Origin of the sequence: Rhodococcus sp. NPDC127593 (genome assembly GCF_042671975.1) — a bacterium.
GTDB lineage: Bacteria > Actinomycetota > Actinomycetes > Mycobacteriales > Mycobacteriaceae > Rhodococcus_F.
Map to the genome: position 1 here is coordinate 1 of NZ_JBHXWI010000076.1, position 16,475 is coordinate 16,475.

Annotated in this window: 17 protein-coding genes; 7 read left to right on the plus strand and 10 right to left on the minus strand. The window is 64.7% G+C overall.

The window, feature by feature from the left end; translation table 11 throughout:
* Both ACFVJ3_RS42610 and ACFVJ3_RS42615 read right to left on the minus strand, forming a co-directional pair.
* A partial coding sequence (locus ACFVJ3_RS42610; protein ID WP_378457799.1) for a hypothetical protein occupies nucleotides 1–182 on the minus strand: 182 nt, incomplete at its 3' end.
* 149 nt (nucleotides 183–331) lie between these two features.
* The gene (locus ACFVJ3_RS42615) at nucleotides 332–1,213 is read right to left on the minus strand and encodes a helix-turn-helix transcriptional regulator (protein WP_378457800.1); all 882 of its coding nucleotides are present in this window, start codon (nucleotides 1,211–1,213) and stop codon (nucleotides 332–334) included.
* A 206-nt stretch (nucleotides 1,214–1,419) separates the two neighbouring features.
* Here ACFVJ3_RS42615 and ACFVJ3_RS42620 point away from each other — a divergent pair, with 206 nt between their 5' ends.
* The 3 genes from ACFVJ3_RS42620 to ACFVJ3_RS42630 are packed head-to-tail and all read left to right on the plus strand — an operon-like array spanning nucleotide 1,420 to nucleotide 3,611.
* Entirely contained in the window at nucleotides 1,420–2,478 is a 1,059-nt protein-coding gene (locus ACFVJ3_RS42620; RefSeq protein WP_378457801.1) for an NAD(P)-dependent alcohol dehydrogenase, read from the plus strand.
* Between the two features lie 11 nt (nucleotides 2,479–2,489).
* Entirely contained in the window at nucleotides 2,490–2,804 is a 315-nt protein-coding gene (locus tag ACFVJ3_RS42625; protein WP_378457802.1) for a Dabb family protein, read from the plus strand.
* A gap of 33 nt (nucleotides 2,805–2,837) precedes the next feature.
* A complete protein-coding gene (locus tag ACFVJ3_RS42630; RefSeq protein ID WP_378457803.1) occupies nucleotides 2,838–3,611 on the plus strand; it encodes an SDR family oxidoreductase in 774 nt (257 codons plus the stop codon).
* A gap of 71 nt (nucleotides 3,612–3,682) precedes the next feature.
* On the opposite strand, the gene ACFVJ3_RS42635 is transcribed toward ACFVJ3_RS42630, so the two are convergent.
* The 4 genes from ACFVJ3_RS42635 to ACFVJ3_RS42650 form a co-directional block, all read right to left on the minus strand.
* Nucleotides 3,683–6,961, minus strand: coding sequence for a protein kinase (locus ACFVJ3_RS42635; RefSeq protein ID WP_378457804.1), 3,279 nt, complete (start codon nucleotides 6,959–6,961; stop codon nucleotides 3,683–3,685).
* Nucleotides 6,962–7,243: 282 nt separating this feature from the next.
* Nucleotides 7,244–7,705 carry a hypothetical protein gene (locus ACFVJ3_RS42640; protein ID WP_378457805.1) on the minus strand — a complete coding sequence of 154 codons (462 nt, stop codon included), beginning with the start codon at nucleotides 7,703–7,705 and terminating at the stop codon, nucleotides 7,244–7,246.
* A gap of 162 nt (nucleotides 7,706–7,867) precedes the next feature.
* Nucleotides 7,868–8,383 (minus strand): cupin domain-containing protein, encoded by a 516-nt coding sequence (locus tag ACFVJ3_RS42645; RefSeq protein ID WP_378457806.1) that lies wholly within the window; start codon nucleotides 8,381–8,383, stop codon nucleotides 7,868–7,870.
* Between the two features lie 42 nt (nucleotides 8,384–8,425).
* A complete protein-coding gene (locus ACFVJ3_RS42650) occupies nucleotides 8,426–9,325 on the minus strand; it encodes an N-acyl homoserine lactonase family protein (protein WP_378457807.1) in 900 nt (299 codons plus the stop codon).
* Between the two features lie 158 nt (nucleotides 9,326–9,483).
* Between ACFVJ3_RS42650 and ACFVJ3_RS42655 the strand changes: the two genes are divergently transcribed.
* On the plus strand, nucleotides 9,484–9,762 hold the full coding sequence (locus ACFVJ3_RS42655; protein WP_378457808.1) for a hypothetical protein: 279 nt from the start codon (nucleotides 9,484–9,486) through the stop codon (nucleotides 9,760–9,762).
* A 222-nt stretch (nucleotides 9,763–9,984) separates the two neighbouring features.
* Here the strand turns inward: ACFVJ3_RS42655 and ACFVJ3_RS42660 are convergent, their stop codons facing one another.
* The 4 genes from ACFVJ3_RS42660 to ACFVJ3_RS42675 form a co-directional block, all read right to left on the minus strand.
* Nucleotides 9,985–10,998 (minus strand): zinc-dependent alcohol dehydrogenase family protein, encoded by a 1,014-nt coding sequence (locus ACFVJ3_RS42660; protein ID WP_378457809.1) that lies wholly within the window; start codon nucleotides 10,996–10,998, stop codon nucleotides 9,985–9,987.
* A gap of 28 nt (nucleotides 10,999–11,026) precedes the next feature.
* Nucleotides 11,027–11,398, minus strand: coding sequence for a DUF2255 family protein (locus tag ACFVJ3_RS42665; protein WP_378457810.1), 372 nt, complete (start codon nucleotides 11,396–11,398; stop codon nucleotides 11,027–11,029).
* Nucleotides 11,399–11,484: 86 nt separating this feature from the next.
* Nucleotides 11,485–12,681: a Na+/H+ antiporter gene (locus ACFVJ3_RS42670; protein ID WP_378457811.1), complete on the minus strand. Its 1,197-nt coding sequence runs from the start codon at nucleotides 12,679–12,681 to the stop codon at nucleotides 11,485–11,487.
* Nucleotides 12,663–13,079, minus strand: a complete 417-nt coding sequence (locus ACFVJ3_RS42675; protein ID WP_378457812.1) for a cation:proton antiporter — start codon at nucleotides 13,077–13,079, stop codon at nucleotides 12,663–12,665. The genes ACFVJ3_RS42670 and ACFVJ3_RS42675 overlap by 19 nt, the downstream gene beginning before the upstream one ends.
* 249 nt (nucleotides 13,080–13,328) lie before the next feature.
* On the opposite strand from ACFVJ3_RS42675, the gene ACFVJ3_RS42680 reads away from it, so the two are divergent.
* The 3 genes from ACFVJ3_RS42680 (at nucleotide 13,329) to ACFVJ3_RS42690 (ending at nucleotide 16,463) form a co-directional block, all read left to right on the plus strand.
* Nucleotides 13,329–14,228, plus strand: a complete 900-nt coding sequence (locus ACFVJ3_RS42680) for a helix-turn-helix domain-containing protein (RefSeq protein ID WP_378457833.1) — start codon at nucleotides 13,329–13,331, stop codon at nucleotides 14,226–14,228.
* A 175-nt stretch (nucleotides 14,229–14,403) separates the two neighbouring features.
* Complete coding sequence (locus ACFVJ3_RS42685) at nucleotides 14,404–14,781, plus strand: nuclear transport factor 2 family protein (RefSeq protein WP_378457813.1); 378 nt, start codon at nucleotides 14,404–14,406, stop codon at nucleotides 14,779–14,781.
* Between the two features lie 632 nt (nucleotides 14,782–15,413).
* Nucleotides 15,414–16,463, plus strand: a complete 1,050-nt coding sequence (locus ACFVJ3_RS42690; RefSeq protein ID WP_378457814.1) for an NAD(P)-dependent alcohol dehydrogenase — start codon at nucleotides 15,414–15,416, stop codon at nucleotides 16,461–16,463.
* Nucleotides 16,464–16,475: the final 12 nt, after the last annotated feature.

Sequence of the window (16,475 nt, forward strand, 5' to 3'; positions counted from 1 at the left end):
CGGGGCCGGCGCCGAAGCCGGCCGCCGCATGCACCGAATGCGGGCGCGTGATCCGCGGCGGCGGGGCGAGGCTGTGCAACCGCTGCTGGCAACGCCGCCCCCAACGCCCCTACACCCGCGCCGAGCACCTCCTCGCCGAACTGGATGATCCGCCGAATTGGCTGTGGGACTTCACCATCCATGTGTCAAGTCGGTATTGTCCGGGGCAAGCGACACGTCTGGTGAGTCAGCTCGGGGCACTGCTGCCCATCGGAAATCTCCAAAGCGGGTACCGGGTTCCTCATGTACGGATTCTATCGAATCGATCAAGAATTATTTGCGAGACAGACCACTAGTGCGTTTCCCTGGCGGGGGTGTCCTTCGTTTTCTCCACTGTCGCTGCCCAATTGGAGAGCAGTTGAAGTGCGTCTTGGGATGGTGATTGTGGTTCGGCACTGTAGACGACGAGCCGCAGTGCGGGGTCCCCCTCGAGCGTTGCCACCTCGAAGTCCAGGGTCAGGTCGCCCACTGCCCGATGATGAATCTGTTTCGAGCCGCTCTTGTGGTGGTGGACGTTGTGGGCTGCCCAGCGGATACGGAATTCGTCGCTGCGCGTCGATAATTCGCCGATGAGGTCCGAGAGCTGGCGATCGTGCGGGTCGCGTCCCGCTTCGGCGCGGAGCATGGCGACGATGTCGCCTGCCGACTGCTCCCAGTTTGGGGCGAATTGCCGTCCGCGGGGATCGAGGAAGATGAATCGTGCGTTGTTCGGTGGGGGTGTGGGGGTGTCGAAGTGGTCGGAGTACAAGGCTCGGCCGAGCCGGTTGGCTGCGATGATGTCGAGCCGGCCGTTCTGGATGATCGCGGGGAGGTCGGTCATGGCGTCGAGCATCCGCCGGACCGCCGGACGGATCTTCGTCTGTGTGGGGCGTTGTCGTGCGGGGCGGATGGTGGTGTCGGCGGCGCGGATCAGGTCACGTAGGTGTCGTTCTTCGACGTCGTTGAGTTGCAGGGCCCGAACCAAGGATGTCAGGACGTTTTCGGAGACACCTGTGAGGTCTCCCCGTTCCAGTCGCCCGTAGTAGTCGACGCTGACTTGGGCGAGCATCGCCACTTCTTCGCGGCGCAGTCCGGGTACCCGTCGCCGGCCGTAGGATTGCAGGCCCACCTGCTCGGGGGTGATCTTGGCCCGCCTGGAGGTCAGGAAGTCCTGGATGTCGCTGCGGTGGCTCATATCCATCAACGATAAGCCGTCGTGGGAAGGCAAACCATGTACTGGCAGTGCATGGTTTGGCAAGTCGTGGCTCGAGCGTGCCTGTTGCGTCGGCCGCCTGGCTGGTTTCGTGAACGGCGAAGGCAATCCGATTGCCCGCCGGATTCGAAACCGGTCCCATTACCGCGCTGCCGACAGGCAGGCTTTCCCAGCTTAAGGAGACTGTTGTGCCGACCCCCGTACAGGGTTATGCCGCCCATTCATCCGATGCGGACCTTGTTCCCTGGTCGTTCGAACGCCGCGACCTCCGTCCCGACGACGTCGAAGTGGACGTCCGGTTCTGCGGCGTCTGTCATTCCGACATTCACCACGTCCGGAATGATTGGGGTGGCGAGAGCTACCCGATCGTCCCCGGCCATGAGATCGTCGGCACCGTGACCCGCGTCGGTCCGGACGTGACCCGCTACAAGGTTGGCGATACGGTCGGAGTTGGCTGCCTGGTCGATTCCTGCCAGCACTGCCACGCCTGCGAACAGCATCTCGAACAATACTGCGAGAACGGCAGCACGCTGACCTACGCCGGCACGGATCGCCACGATGGGTCGCCGACCTACGGCGGCTATTCGAACATGATCGTCGTCAGCGACAAATTCGTGCTGAACATCCCGGACGGCCTGGACCTCGCCGGTGCTGCGCCGCTGCTGTGTGCCGGCATCACCACCTATTCACCTTTGCGCCGGTGGGGCGCCGGCCCTGACAAGAAGGTCGCGGTCGTCGGCCTCGGCGGTCTTGGTCACATGGCGCTCAAGCTTGCCAAGGCGATGGGCGCCGACGTTACACTCTTCAGCCGCTCACCGGGCAAGGAAGACGATGCGCGGCGCCTGGGTGCCGATCACATCGTCATCTCCGGGAATGACGAGGAGATGATGGCCGCTGCGGGCAGGTTCGACCTGATCATCGATACCGTCCCCTACGCCCACGACCTCAATCCCTACATAGCGACGCTGGCTGCTCAGGGCACGATCGTGCTGGTCGGCTATCTCGGGCCCCTCGACGACACCCTGCACACCGCACCGATGGTGTTCCGCGGCCGCTCGCTAGGAGCTTCCCTGATCGGCGGCTTGGCGGAAACCCAGGAGATGCTCGATTTCTGCGGCGAGCACGGCATCACCTCGGATGTCGAGATGATCGATATCCAGGACATCAATGACGCCTATACCCGGATGCTCAGGAGCGACGTGAAGTACCGGTTCGTGATCGACGTGTCCACTCTCGGGAACAGCTGAGGAACGCCGCCATGCTTCGACACATTTTCATCGGCCCGGCGCTGCCGGATTGCACGGAAGCCCAGTTGTCCGGCGTGGTCGAGACCTTGCGCGAGCTTCCCAGCATCGTTCCCTGGATCCGGACACTCTCGGTCGAGAAGACACTCGACTGGTCCGGGACGAAGGCAGTCGTGCTCATCGCCGAGTTCGATTCACGGAACGACTGGGAACGCTACATGCACGAGCCCAGCCACCTGGCGCTCGGCGACAAAATCAAGGACACCATCGACCTCTCCCGGATGACCGTCGTGCAGACGGACGCCGAGGCGCTTCACCACCCACGGTAATTCACCAACCTTCTCCCAGATACGGAGTTATTCATGTCAGCACAATCATTGAACGGCAAAGTCGCCCTCGTCACGGGCGGCGGAACAGGCCTGGGCTACGGCGGCGCCCGGCGCCTGGCGGAGGCCGGCGCGTACGTCTACATCGTCGGTCGACGACAGAACGTCCTGGAGGAGGCGGCACAGGAATTGGGGCCCAACGTCCGCGCCATCGCTGCGGACGTGTCCAGCAAAGACGACATGGTCCGGGTGGCGTCCGTCATCCGGGAAGAGAAGGGGAACCTGGACATCATCTTCTCGAACGCGGGCTACTACCAGGGCCGACCGCTCGAGGAGGTGAGCGAGGAATTCCTGGACGGCATGCTGGGCGTCAACCTCAAGGGACAGCTGTTCACGGTCCAGGCCATGTTGCCGATCATGAATAGGGGCGGATCGATCATCCTGACGTCCTCCATGACCGCCTTCATCGGGTTGCCGGAGTACACGGCGTATGCCGCCACCAAGGCGGCCGTGGTCGGAATGGCTCGGGTCTGGACGACGGAGCTGAAGTCCCGCGGCATCCGCGTGAATGTCGTCAGCCCCGGGGCGATCCCGACCGAGGGCTACGAAACGGTCCAGGGCATGTCGCCGGAGCAGGTAAAGGACTTCGCCGAAAAGTGCGCGGCTGAGATCCCTGTAGGTCGTGTCGGTACGGCGGAGGAGATCGGGGACGCCGTGGTGTTTCTGGCCTCCGATGCAAGCACCTTTATCGACGGGGTCAACCTTGTCGTCGACGGGGGGCAGACGCAGGTGTACGCCGGCAGGCTCTGACAACTCCGCATGGACGGCTCGGTGGGCGCCGGATGCCGCCGGTGACGGCCAAGCGCGGGTCTTGGACGTGGCTACGTCTTGTTGGGCGCTGGATTGCTGCCTTGCTCGACTGTCCACGCGGCGATCTGAGCGCGAGAGGTGAAGCCCAACTTGATGAGTATGTGTTCGACGTGTCCTGCCACCGTCCGCGGTGAGAGGACCAGTTGGGTAGCGATCCCTTTGTTCGTGAAGCCCTCGGAGACCAATCGGGCAACTTGGAGTTCACGTTTGGTCAGCATCGGGGAATCGCTGTCCACGGATGGCTTCGCCCGGACCGGATCTTCGAGGGCAAATGCTATCGCGGTATCCAGGTCCATGTTCGCGCCTTCTTGACTCGCTGTCGTGAAGGTGGCGGCACTGAGGCTGATGCGGGCGAGGTGGTTGAATTCACTCTGGTGGACGGCCAGATCGGGGAACTGGACCGTGGGGCGACCGACCAGGTTGACCAAGTTGTCGGCGGCTCCCATCAGGACTGCGGCGCGTCGAGGGTTGTCGTCCTTGCAAGCAATCCACGCGAGCGACTGCAGACACAGGGAGGTAGTCAGCGGGTTGCCCGCTGTCTGGGTAAGCCGCAGTGCCTCTTTCGTCAGGTCTTCCGCGCGAGCTGTTTCTCCATTGCGCCATAGCGAAAGCCCGCTTGCCCATAGTGCGTAGGATCGGTAGTAGAACTCACCTCGTGATTCTGTTTCCGCCAATGCCTCTGCCAGGGCGCTGGCGGCTCGACTGGGTCGTCCGTTCAATTCATGCGCCCAACCGAGGAGAACTAGAGATTCAATGTGGGAGGCAGGGTTGTCCGCGTTCTCCCATGATCCAGCGGAATCCGCGAGGCGTATTGCGGCGCATTCGAGGTCGCCCTCGTAAAGCGCGATGAATCCTTCCGTCGAGTCGGCGAGTGTGCGGATGATGGGATCATCGAGTTGGGAGTCGAGCGTACGGACCTCCTCGAGGCGGGTGATGGCCGCTCGGAAGTCCCCCTGCAAGGCTGCGACCCGTCCTGCGGCACAGAGTGCCCTGACGGCCGAAAGTGTTTGTCGCTTTGGGGAGTTCGCGAGCACGCGATCGAGCCAGCGCCGTCCCTCACTGAGTAGCCCGTGGGCACGCCAGAATCTATTCAAAGTAGCTGCGAGTTGCAGCCCATCCTCGGCAGTCTCCGGCTTGGACATGCTGAAGTCGAGGGCCTCGCGCAGATTCGGAAGCTCGCGCTGAAGGCGTGCAGACCATTCAAGCTGCCGGGGACTGATCCAGACCGCCTCGGCGTCCAAAGCAAGCTGCAAGTACCAATCCAGATGCCGTCGCCGGATGACCGAGTAGTCAGCGGCGTCTATCGTGGCTCTTCCATATTCACGAAGCGTATCAAGGAGCCGAAATCGGACCTCGCCGTTCGAGCCCTCGCGGATCAGGATTGACCTGTCCACGAGGGAGGCCAGATCGTCCAGCACTTCATGTTTCGTGCGGCCGTCTCCGCAGACAGCCTCGAGGGCGGTGAGTTCGAAGCTGCCGGCGAAGACTGACAGTCGGCCCCATAGTTGCTGTTCGGAGGGACTGCACAGGTCGTAGCTCCATCCAATGCACCATCGAAGAGTTTGCTGACGAGTGGGAACCTGGCGGCTTCCTTGAGTCAGCAGCGCATATCGATCGGTCAGGCGTTGCAGGATCTGTTCGGGTGAGAGCACACGCAGGCGCGCTGCGGCGAGTTCGATTGCCAGGGGGAGACCATCCAGTCGGGCACAGATGTTGGCGACCACCCATTTGTTCTCGTCGAGGTCGAAGGATGGGAGGACGGTCGTGGCCCGCTCGGCAAACAACGCGACCGAGTCGAAACGCGACACACCGTGCATCGATTCTGGGTGGTCGGGATCAGGGATCGTCAGGGGTGGCACCCGGACAACGATTTCCCCTCCGATCCGCAGCGGTTCTCGGCTGGTGGCGAGGATGCGCAGTTCGGGACACTTTGGCAACAAGAAGTGGGCCAGTTCAGCGACAGCGTCGATCACCTGCTCGCAGTTGTCGAGGACTAGGAGCGCTCGGCGGGAGGCGAGGTAATCCGTGACCGCTTCGAGGAGCGGCCTGGCAGAGGCGTCGTGGACTCCGATGGTTGAGGCAACCAGGGCGATGACTGCTGCTGCGGGTTCGCGTAGCTCACCGAGTTCGACCACCCATACTCCACCGGGGTAGTGGCGCCGGGTACTTCCAGCTGTCCGCACGGCGAGGCGGGTCTTTCCGACACCACCGATTCCGGTCAGTGTCACGAGGCGAGCTTTCGTCAGGGCTGTCCGCACTTCGGATAACTCGGACCGACGTCCGACAAAGCTGGTTAGCTCCAGGGCGGTGCCACGCGGGTCCACCCGGCCTTGCGACATGTCGGCTACCGATACGGAGTCTCCTTGTGGCAGACGGGGCGCGGGGCCCGGTAGTGCTCGGAGAGCCATGGAGGCGACGGAACTTCCGAGGCTACGTTGGACACGCTGCAGGTCGTCCCCGAGTGCTGCGGCGGAGGGTCGCTCCTGCGGGTCACGGCACATCGCCTTCTCGATTATGGCGCCCACAGGGCTGGGGATCCCGTTTCCGCGCAGGACAGGTACGGGCTGGGAAGCGACGCGAAGGAAGTGCGCGATGACGTGCTCACCGCTGCGGCGTTCGAATGCTGCATGGCCGGTCAGTGCGCAGAACAAGGTTGCACCGAGACCGTAGACATCGCCAGCACAGGTGGGTGGCTCCCCCTCAAGGATCTCCGGCGCGGTGAATGCCGGTGATCCGGTGACCGTCCCTGTGCTTGTCCGGAATCCATCGGTCATGTGGGCAATGCCGAAGTCTGTCAACGCCGGCTCGTCGAAGTCGGTGAACAGAATGTTCGCGGGTTTGACATCGCGATGGACGATCTGGAGGCGATGCGCCGTCTCGAGGGCTCCGGCGATCTTGACCCCAATACGAAGGACGTCTCCGATCGGGATCGTGCCAGCCTGCCGGATTCGTCTCTCGAGTGAGCCGTGTGCGTGATACTGCATCACCAGAAAGGGGTATCCACTGGTTGTCTGACCCACCTGCAAGACACCAACGATGTTCGGATGGCCCGTGAGTCGACCCATAGCGCGTTGCTCCCGGACGAAGCGGTCGCGGTTGTCCGAGTCTGAATCTGTCGTGAGGACCTTGACAGCCACCAAGCGGTCGAGGCTTCGCTGGGTACAGCGGTATACGACCCCGAATCCGCCTCTACCACACACCTGAGCGTCGTCGAATCCGGCCGCACTCAGCTCCGCGGCCAACGTGGTGTGGTCGTCCCGTTGAGTGCTGAAGGGGTCACTGTCAACCATCCGAGTACCTACGATTCCGAGCTTCCAGGTCACAGCGTAGTCACACGGTAGCCGAGGGGATTCCCGGAATGACTCGCGAACCGGACCGCAACCAGCCGCCCCTGAGGCTCAGCCGAGTGTCCGCGCCACGTCAGGGCTCGATGAGCCGTTTATCCAGATGACCAGGGGCCGCCGGTCCCGGTTGGTGTGGTGCCACGGGGGTTGGATACCGGCGGGTAGGGTCAGGCCAACTCCGTGGTGGACAAATGCGCTGCGGCTGCCGCAGGGATGAAGTTCGCTGGATCAGTCTGTTAGGCGAAACGCCGTGTACACCAGGGAGACGGGCTCGTCGAAAGGGTTCCGAAGATCGTGCATGTTTCCCCGGATCACGATGGTCTCGCTAGGGCCGAGCTCCACAGGTTCGACTTCGAGGTCCACGCGCATCCGCCCGGAGATGACAGTGATCACGAACAGGGCGCCACTCGTGTGCAGGCCCACAGCTTCGCTGAAACTCTCGGACGCCTCCGGTTGGATCGTATAGGTCCGGACCACTGCTCCCTCAGCTGGCGGTAAGGCGAACATCTCGGTGTGGCTGGCACCGTCGTAGTCGGTCGGGCTCGGCAGTACGTCCTGGCTCCACAGCTGATATGCCTCGCCGCCATTGGGTCTGTCGGCACGTAGGGCGACGGTGGCGTCCGAGAAAACTGCCGATTGTCCCCTGGCGTTCGTGCCGACGATGACCCGGCGCGGGGATGCTGTTTGCATTCGAATCTCCTTTGTTGTGTGCCGACGCTGCCTTCGGGCGCCGAACCTCCGTGTTCGGGAGGCGGCCCGGTTGACCGGCGCGACCCCAGAGCAGGTGGGGGACACGTGATCGCGATATGGTGGCGTCGGCTGACTGTTGTACGTCTGCGACGTCGAAGCTACCTAGACCTGACCGAACACGGTGCTCACCATGGTCGCTTCCACGTCGAATGGGTTTCGCCAGCTGTGCATGCTTCCCGGTATGACGAAGCTGTCACCCTGTCGGAGGAGCACCTCCTCGGACTCGAGCACCAGATAGGCCGCACCGGACAGGACGGTCGCAACAAACACGTTGTTCGTCCGGTGCATCTGCGGCGCTGTCAGAGCGAGGATCGGCTCGCCCGCACCGGTACGGGCCCACGTTGACTCGGCGTAGGCCGCAACCTCCGGGTCGACGTCCGGGGGAACCGTGAAACTCCGGATGGTTATCCCCTTCACGGGCGGGTTCGGCTCCATCTCTCCTGTATGCGAGCCGTCGTCGGCTGGATGTGCGGGTAGGTGTTCCTGTCGCCACACTTCGTGAACGACCGCTCCGGACGGTCGCACTGTTCGTGCCATGGTCGCGCCGTCGTCGACGACACGTGACAGTCCGTCGTCGTTCGTTCCGACGATCACTCGACGTGGTCGTGCGGTCACCATTTCATCACCACCGGTCTTCTAGGTTTGAGCGTCAAGCAGGAATCAGAGTTGGCTGTGCGCAACCCGGCCCGGTTGGGCGCCCGGAGGATGGACCCTACTGGGCGTGTTTGGGGCTAAGTCGATTTCGGCCATGTGCAAGCCGTCATCGAATGTGATGGAGGGATAGCGTTCCCAAATGCGGTGCTCGTGCCACGGCAGAATGCGGCGGATGTCGTCACCGGCCGCTGTCAACATCTCGTCGGTGGTTCGGATGCAGCATTCCTGGTTGCCCTGGCCGAGGCCGATGGGGGTGAGGATGCCGTCTTCGTTGGGCCCGACGAGGTTGTCGTAGACGTAGACCACATCTCCCGGGAAGATCCAAGGGGTGCCGTCGGTAGGGGTGAGGACGGCATACTGAGAGCCGGCTGTGTGGGTGTCGAAGGCCGGTCGGACGTCGATGCCGGGCAGAACCTCGGCGGGGCCGTCGAGGACGTTGAGGCGGCCTTCGCTCTCGATTGTGGCGAGAACGGACGGTGTGTCGGGGTCGAGTCCGTTGGCGAGCCAGCTCATGCGTGGTGTGACGTTGTACTTGGCGTGGAAGTTGTCGATCTCGCGGCGTTGGACGAAGACTTGCGCGTTGGGGAACAGGCCGAGTCCGCCGGCGTGGTCGAAGTGGTGGTGGGTGAGGATGATGGTGTCGACGTCCTCGGGTGTGAGGCAAACGCGGGGGAGGATCTCGGCGGGGGATTTCCAGATGGTGATGCCGTAACGATCGATCATGTCGCGGCCGTAGTCGTTGTTGTCGAATCCGGCGTCGATGAGCAGCACGTGGTCGTCGCTCTGGAGTAGGACGTAGTAGAAGGGGAGCATGCGCGCGCCTTCGCTCTTGCCGTACACCAGGGCGGTGTCCGGGTAGTTCGGGAGTTGCGCAAACTCGAGCGCCCAGATCGAATAGTCGGGCATCTCCGATCCTTCCTCGTCCTGCCGCGGCGGGGAGCACCGCACCGGTGCCTCAGCGGGCAGGCCACGCCTATGGCCACTGCCACACCCCTCGAAGACTATGACGCACACCTCCACACTGTCAATGACAAGACAGATCGGGACCTGACTACCCTGGAGATGTGCGTTCAGCGAACGCCGCGCTGGCCAGCCGGCCGGCGCTCGCCGAGCGCGGATGCCCACTGCCTGGCGATCGAACGACCTGGACAGAAAGCCTCACCGTGCTCAGTTCGCGCTCCTCCCTAGCAACCTCCGAGAACCCAACCACAGCGCGATCCGGCACGGTGACGCTCGTTGTCGCCTTGCTCGGATTCTTCGTGATCACGCTGGACACCCTCATCGTCATCGTTGCGCTGCCCCAAATCGCCGCGGACATCGGTGGCGGTATCACCGGCCTGTAGTGGGTGGTGGACGGGTACACACTGATGTTCGCTGCCCTTCTACTCTTTGCCGGCACCCTGTCCGACCGCATCGGAGCCCGGAGCCCGGAGCGCGTACGGAACCGGACTGATCATCTTCGTCGCCGCCTCTGCAGCGTGCGCCCTGGCACCAAGCCTGGGGTTCCGCGAGGACGAGCACCAGAGCCGATGCGACCAGGACGCTGCCAAAATCGTCGTCGGCTATCAGGGCTGCAGCAGCACCTTGGTGGCGCGCCGTTCGTCCATGGCTGCGTACGCTTCGGCGACGTGGTCGAGGGGCAGGGTGAGGTCGAAGACCTTGCCTGGCTCGATGCGCTTTTCCCATACGCGTTCGAGAAGGTCGGGGAGGTAGGCGCGGACCGGGGCGGGACCGCCGCGCAGCCCGACGTTTTTCCAGAACATGTGCTGTTGCGGCAGGTCGGTGACGTGGGGGGCACCGACCCAGCCCACCATGGCACCGGGCCGGGCGGAACGCAGGGCTTGGAGGACTGAATCTTTGGTGCCGACGCATTCGAGGACCGCGTCGGCACCGATTCCATCGGTGAGCTCGAGGATCCGCTCGACACCCTCGTTGCCGCGCTCGGCGACGACGTCGGTTGCGCCGAAGTCCCGGGCGATGGCTTGCCGGTCGGTGTGACGGCTCATGGCGATGACGCGTTCGGCGCCGAGTTGGGATGCGGCGAGGACACCGGAGAGCCCGACGGCCCCGTCACCCACGACGACTACGGTGCTGCCGGGGCGCACGTCGGCGCTGACTGCCGCGTGCCAGCCGGTGCACATGACGTCCGAGAGGGCGAGAAGGCTCGGAATCATCGCCGCATCAGGTATTTCGGGTGTGGCGAGCAGTGTGCCGTCGGCGTGGGGGATGCGGATCGCCTCGGACTGGCAGCCGTCGTATCCGGTGACGTTCTGGCAGTTGGCGTGGGCGCCGGCCCGGCAGAGTGGGCAGGTGTTGTCGCTGGCGAGGAATCCACCGATGAACTGTCCCGGTTTCACGGTGTGCACGTCGTTGCCGACTGCCTCGACGATGCCGACGTATTCGTGCCCGATCGGCACCGGCTGCGGTACGTCGCTGATTCCGCGGTAGCGCCACAGGTCCGAGCCGCAGACGCAGGTGGCGACGGTTCGGATGATGGCGTCGGTCGGCTCGACGATGATCGGGTCGGGGCGCTCCTCGAAGCGGACGTCGCTGGGGGCGTGAATGATGGTGCCGCGCATGAACTGTCACCAGTCGGGTCGGTGGTGGTCAGGCGGGATGGACCTCGAGGGTGGCGGCCCGGGGGCCGTCTTCTTCGAGGTGGTCGACGATCGAGGAGTATCGGCCGTACTTTGCGCGGTAGGCCGCGTCGACACGCGCCAGGTCGCTGTCGTCGGCTTCGGTGAACTCGACGTCGTAGGCGGTACGGCCGGCGACGATCTGTCCTGTTCCGGTGGCGATGGCACCGCGGAACCAGCCGGCGGTGCGGCCGTTCGTGGAACGGACGAAGACCCGGTCGGCGTCGCCGACGATCCAGATCGTCGTGGGGCGACGCAGGCTGCCGTCGCGGCGGCGGGTGGCCGCTTGCACCTCCTGGGGCGCGGTGACGGCGCGTGCGTCCTGGGGTTGCCACGAATTCATGGGTGTTCTCCCTTTCTGGATCGGTAGTCTTCTTGTGGTTCGACGTATTGTCGGTGGCCGGTTGAGCCGATCTTGCTCACTAACCTTCAGTCCACCTCAGGTGGGCCCGCGAGGCGGATTTCTTCGATGTCGAGGTGGGACTGGATCGTGCGTAGGACGGTGTCGTCGATGACGCCCTCGTCGCGCAATCGCACGATCGTCTGCCGTTTCTGCGCGATGAGGGCCAGGCTCAACGCCTGATGTTGGCGGCGCCGGTGCACCGGCGCCGTTCGAAGGACGTCCTCCTCGTCCTCGTCCTCGTCGAGGGAGTGCGCGAGGTGCTCGTCGTATTCGATGCGGACCTCGTCGGCTATGTCCGTGTCGACACCGAGTGCGTCCGCGATCTGCGGCAGGCGTTCGAGGGCCTCCTGCGTCGCGGTGCGCTGCGCGAGGCGGAGCTCGTCACCGACGGAGGTGTCCTCCGGTAGTCGTGCCCATCGGATGACCCGGGGGAGGGCCAGGCCCTGGACCACGAGCGAGGCGACGACGACGCCGGCGGTGACGAATACGATCATGTCGCGGGCCGGGAAACCGGCGCCGCCGGGCAAGGTCGCCGGGACCGCCAGGGCGACGGCGAGCGAGACCGCCCCCCGGAACCCGGCGGTCATGCTGACGACGCGGCCTCGCGCCGTGGTGCGCAGCAGCCGTTGCTGTGGGCGACGGTCGAGAGCGCGGATCGTGTAGATGGTGACGGTGAGGAAGCCGAGCCGGGCCAGTAGGACCGTTGCGTAGACGGCGGCCGTCACCAGGACTGCCGTGCCGAGCGCGGCGCTCGACAGCCCCGAGACTGCTGCCGGCAGCTGCATGCCGACGAGGACGAACAGGGCGCCGTTGAGAAGGAACGTCGTCAAGGTCCAGAACGGGGTGGCTTGCTGTCGCGTCTGGGCGCTGATGGCCAGGGGCGCGACCCGAGCCATCAAGAGTCCGCAGGTGACGACGGCCAGGACCCCCGAGGCGTGGATCTCTTCGGCAAGGAGATAGGTGACGAACGGTGTCAGGAGGGTGACGACGTTGCCGAGCAGCGGGTCTCGGATACGACGCCGCGCCTGGAAGATGAGCCATCCCGCGACGAGCCCCACGGCGATGCCTCCGGCGAAGGACAACGTGAACAGACCCAGCACATGGACAGGGCTGATGTCGGCCTCACCGGTGACGAAACCCAACGCCAGGCCGTAGAGGACCAGCGCGGTGCCGTCGTTGATCAGACTCTCGGCCCGCAGGGTCGTCAGGTGCCGGCGAGGCAACCCCGCCCGAGGGCCGCCACCGCGGTCGCGTCGGTGGGGGCGACCGCGGCACCGATGAGCCACGCCGTTCCCCAGGACAGACCGAACGCGTGCGCGACGATCGCTACCGCTGCGGCCGTGACGACGACGAGGATCGTGCCGGTCAAGACGATGCCGCGCAGGAAGCGGCGTATCTCCCGCAGGGAGGTCGTCAGGCTCTCCCAGAAGAGCAACGCGGGCAGGAAGAGCAGCAGGACCATCTCAGGTGGGAGCCCGACGTCATAGAACGCCGGGATGGTGCTCAGGAGCAGGCCCGCGGCGAGCAGCACGACCGGGACGGCAACACCGAACCGGCGCGCGAACAAATTACCCACGAGGACCGCGACGCCGATCGCAACGACAAGCTCGAGACCGAACACGAAATCACCGCCTTTCGAGGTAGTCCGCTGCGCGTCCTGCGGCGGTGGGGGCCATTGGGGTGACGGTCACGGTTCCTTCTTCGCGGTGGCGGAGGGTGCTGGTGGGTGTGCGAGGGCGGCGTTGGTGTGTACTCGGGCGGCCGGTCGCGAGCTGTCGATATCCACTACAGCACCGCACTCCCCGATGCGGCAGGTTCTGTTCAACCAGGTACTGGCAGGGCCTCCCAACCGCTGGGAGACCGCCCTACGCTGGGGAGCGTGGACAACCGCAGCGAGATCCGTGAATTCCTGGCCACCCGTCGGGCCCGGATCACTCCGCAACAAGCGGGACTCCCGGTTGTCGGTGGGAAGCGGCGCGTCCCGGGACTTCGCCGCGAGGAGGTCGCCATGCTCGCCGGGGTAAGCGTCGACTACTACACCCGGCTCGAGCGAGGAGACCTCAGCAGCGCCTCCGACAGCGTCCTGGATTCCCTCGCCGGTGCACTGCGCCTCGACGAGGCGGAGCGGACCCATCTTTTCGACCTGGCGCGGGCGGCCCAGAGCCGTGACCCCCGTCGACGTCAGCGGACGTCACCTCGGGTCAGTGCATCCGTCCAGCGGGTCCTCGACACCATCATGGCGCCGGCGTGGGTGCGTAACGGGCGCGCCGACGTCGTGGCCACCAACGTGTTGGGTCGTGCGCTGTACTGGCCGTTGTTCGACGGTTCGACGACACAGCCGAACACGGCACGGTTCACGTTTCTCGATCCTCGTGCGAACGATTTCTACGGTGACTGGGAGCGCACCGCGAGTGACATGGTGGCGGTGCTGCGCGCCGAAGCAGGCCGACGTCCTCACGATCGTGGGTTGACCGACCTCGTCGGTGAGCTGTCCACCCGCAGTGAGGAATTCCGGACCCGCTGGGCCGCCCACAACGTGTTGTTCCACCGCACCGGGCGAAAGATGTTGCGTCACCCGGTCGTCGGTGAGCTCGATCTGACCTACGAGGCGCTCGACCTGACGTCGAGCGAGGGGCTGACATTGCTCGTTTACACCGCGGAGCCGGACAGCGCGACGCAGGACTCTCTCAACCTGCTCGCGAGTTGGGCCGCAACCTCACTCCGAGAACAGCTCGACCGGACCCAGCACGCGCCCGACGCGCCGTCGTGACCGCCGGTAGCCGATAGCGACGTGCTTCTGAGACAGGCGGGCATGGCCGCTAATGGCGCAGACGACCAGGATTGGATTCCCGAGGTCGGCTCATTGCCATGGCTCACCGAGATCCTCGACCGTTTGAGGACGCGGAGGCCTGTACCCCGTCCACCAACCCGGCCGGAGAATCCCCATGAGCGCCAGTAACGACGACAAGGCCCAGGTGATCGAGTCGTATCGTGCGATGTACCGCGGGATGCTCGAGCGTGACACCGCGCTGCTCGACGACCTGTTGGGCGACGAGTACACGCTCACCCACATGACCGGCTTTCTGCAAGCCAAGAAAGAGTGGCTCGAGCAGATCGACTCGGGCGAGATGCAGTACCACTCTTCGCAGGAGCGCTGCACATCGGTCGAGGTGACCGGTGCCACTGCCGTCCTGGTCGGCAGAAGTACCGTCGACGCCACCATCTGGGGTAGCCGGGGCACCTGGAATTTGCAATTGACGACCACCTATGAGCGCCTTGGCGGTGAGTGGATTGCAATGAGGACGGTCGCCACGACCTACTGACGCCGCCTCAATTCCCAGTCTCCCATTGAGTTAAGGCTTCCTGACCGCAGAAATTCGACGATCCTCCTGCGGTCGCGCTTCACCGCGGAGGCGCTCGACGCGAATTTCGCGGAGGTCGACTTCCCCGAAGATCTGGCCGCCCGCAAGGGCGCCTCGCCCGCACAGATCGCACTCGCCTGGCTGCTCGCCCAGAAGCCGTTTGTCGTTTCCGACCCCGGGCGGCACCGCTGTCGAGCACCTGGACGACAATCTGCCCGCGGCCGAGCTTGTGCTCGCAGGATCGGATCTCGCCGAGATCCGATTCCGAATTCCGAATTCCAGAAACTTAATATCACGGGCGCCGGCTGTCCGATGCCCTGGATTGCCAGATCATCCGATAGGCCCGGCCAGGCTCGGCCGTCCGGACCCCAAGCCGGACAAGCGTTTCCACGCGGCGGGTCACCCGCAGATCGGTGGGCGACCTGCCGGCGCCTCACCGTGCCGGGCGGCCGGTGCGGCCGGCGCCCTTGCCAGGTACTGCCGTAACCCGGATAAGCAGTGACTCCCACCCGACGCATTCAGCGGCTTGCATATATGGGGGGCACCGGCGACAGCCGGGCCGAACAAGTGCCACAACAAGACCGGAGACATCAATGCCCACTCTCGCCAACGCCTACGGTGCACCCGCTGCCGGGCAGCCTCTGGTCCCGACGACCGTCGCGCGCCGCGACGTCGGTTCCCACGACGTGCGCATCGACATCATGTTCTGCGGCATCTGCCATTCAGACATCCACTTCGCTCGCGGAGAGTTCGGTCCGCTGCCGGTCAGCCCGCTGACCCCCGGCCACGAGGTCGTGGGCACCGTCGTCGAGACCGGCGCCGAGGTGACCAAGCACCGCGTCGGTGACCGTGTCGGTATCGGCTGCATGGTCAACTCGTGCCGGACGTGCGCCAACTGCCTCGACGGTGAGGAACAGTACTGCCTCCAGGGCCACACCCTGATCTTCGGCAGCCCCGACCGCGACGGTTCCATCACCCAGGGCGGCTACTCCGACGCCATCGTCGCCAACGAGGACTTCGTGCTCACGGTCCCTGAATCCCTCGACCCCGCCGCCGCCGCGCCGCTGTTGTGCGCGGGCATCACCGTGTACTCCCCGCTGCGGCACTGGGGAGCCGGTCCCGGCAAGAAGGTCGCGATCGTCGGGCTCGGTGGCCTGGGCCACCTCGGCGTCAGGTTCGCCAAGGCGTTGGGCGCCGAGGTCACGGTCCTGTCCCAGTCGCTGCGGAAGAAGGAGGACGGCCTGAAGCTCGGCGCCGATCACTACCACGCCACCAGTGATCCCGAGACATTCGAGACGCTCACCAACACCTTCGACATCATCCTGAACACGATCAGCGCGACAGTGGACGTCGATGCGTACCTGTCGCTGCTGGCGCGTGATGGCGTGCTGGTGAATGCGGGTGCTCCGGCCGAACCGCAGTCGTTGAGCGTGTTCTCGCTGTTCTCGAACCGTCGCTCCTATGCCGGAACGTCCTTCGGCAGCATCCGGGAAACGCAGGAGATGCTCGACTTCGCCGCTGAGAATAGCGTCGTCGCCGACGTCGAACTCGTCCAGGCGTCGCAGATCAACGAGGCGTTCGATCGGGTGCTGAAGTCCGACGTGCGCTACCGCTTCGTCATCGACGGCAACAGCTACTCCTGATCCGGTCGGAAC

Excerpts from the sequence above, each read along its gene's own strand:
- ACFVJ3_RS42645 (WP_378457806.1), bottom strand. The coding sequence starts at position 8,383 with ATGGTGACCGCACGACCACGTCGAGTGATCGTCGGAACGAACGACGAC.
- ACFVJ3_RS42630 (WP_378457803.1), top strand. The coding sequence starts at position 2,838 with ATGTCAGCACAATCATTGAACGGCAAAGTCGCCCTCGTCACGGGCGGC.
- ACFVJ3_RS42640 (WP_378457805.1), bottom strand. The coding sequence starts at position 7,705 with ATGCAAACAGCATCCCCGCGCCGGGTCATCGTCGGCACGAACGCCAGG.
- ACFVJ3_RS42615 (WP_378457800.1), bottom strand. The coding sequence starts at position 1,213 with ATGAGCCACCGCAGCGACATCCAGGACTTCCTGACCTCCAGGCGGGCC.
- ACFVJ3_RS42685 (WP_378457813.1), top strand. The coding sequence starts at position 14,404 with ATGAGCGCCAGTAACGACGACAAGGCCCAGGTGATCGAGTCGTATCGT.
- ACFVJ3_RS42635 (WP_378457804.1), bottom strand. The coding sequence starts at position 6,961 with ATGGTTGACAGTGACCCCTTCAGCACTCAACGGGACGACCACACCACG.
- ACFVJ3_RS42665 (WP_378457810.1), bottom strand. The coding sequence starts at position 11,398 with ATGAATTCGTGGCAACCCCAGGACGCACGCGCCGTCACCGCGCCCCAG.
- ACFVJ3_RS42650 (WP_378457807.1), bottom strand. The coding sequence starts at position 9,325 with ATGCCCGACTATTCGATCTGGGCGCTCGAGTTTGCGCAACTCCCGAAC.
- ACFVJ3_RS42690 (WP_378457814.1), top strand. The coding sequence starts at position 15,414 with ATGCCCACTCTCGCCAACGCCTACGGTGCACCCGCTGCCGGGCAGCCT.
- ACFVJ3_RS42660 (WP_378457809.1), bottom strand. The coding sequence starts at position 10,998 with ATGCGCGGCACCATCATTCACGCCCCCAGCGACGTCCGCTTCGAGGAG.
- ACFVJ3_RS42625 (WP_378457802.1), top strand. The coding sequence starts at position 2,490 with ATGCTTCGACACATTTTCATCGGCCCGGCGCTGCCGGATTGCACGGAA.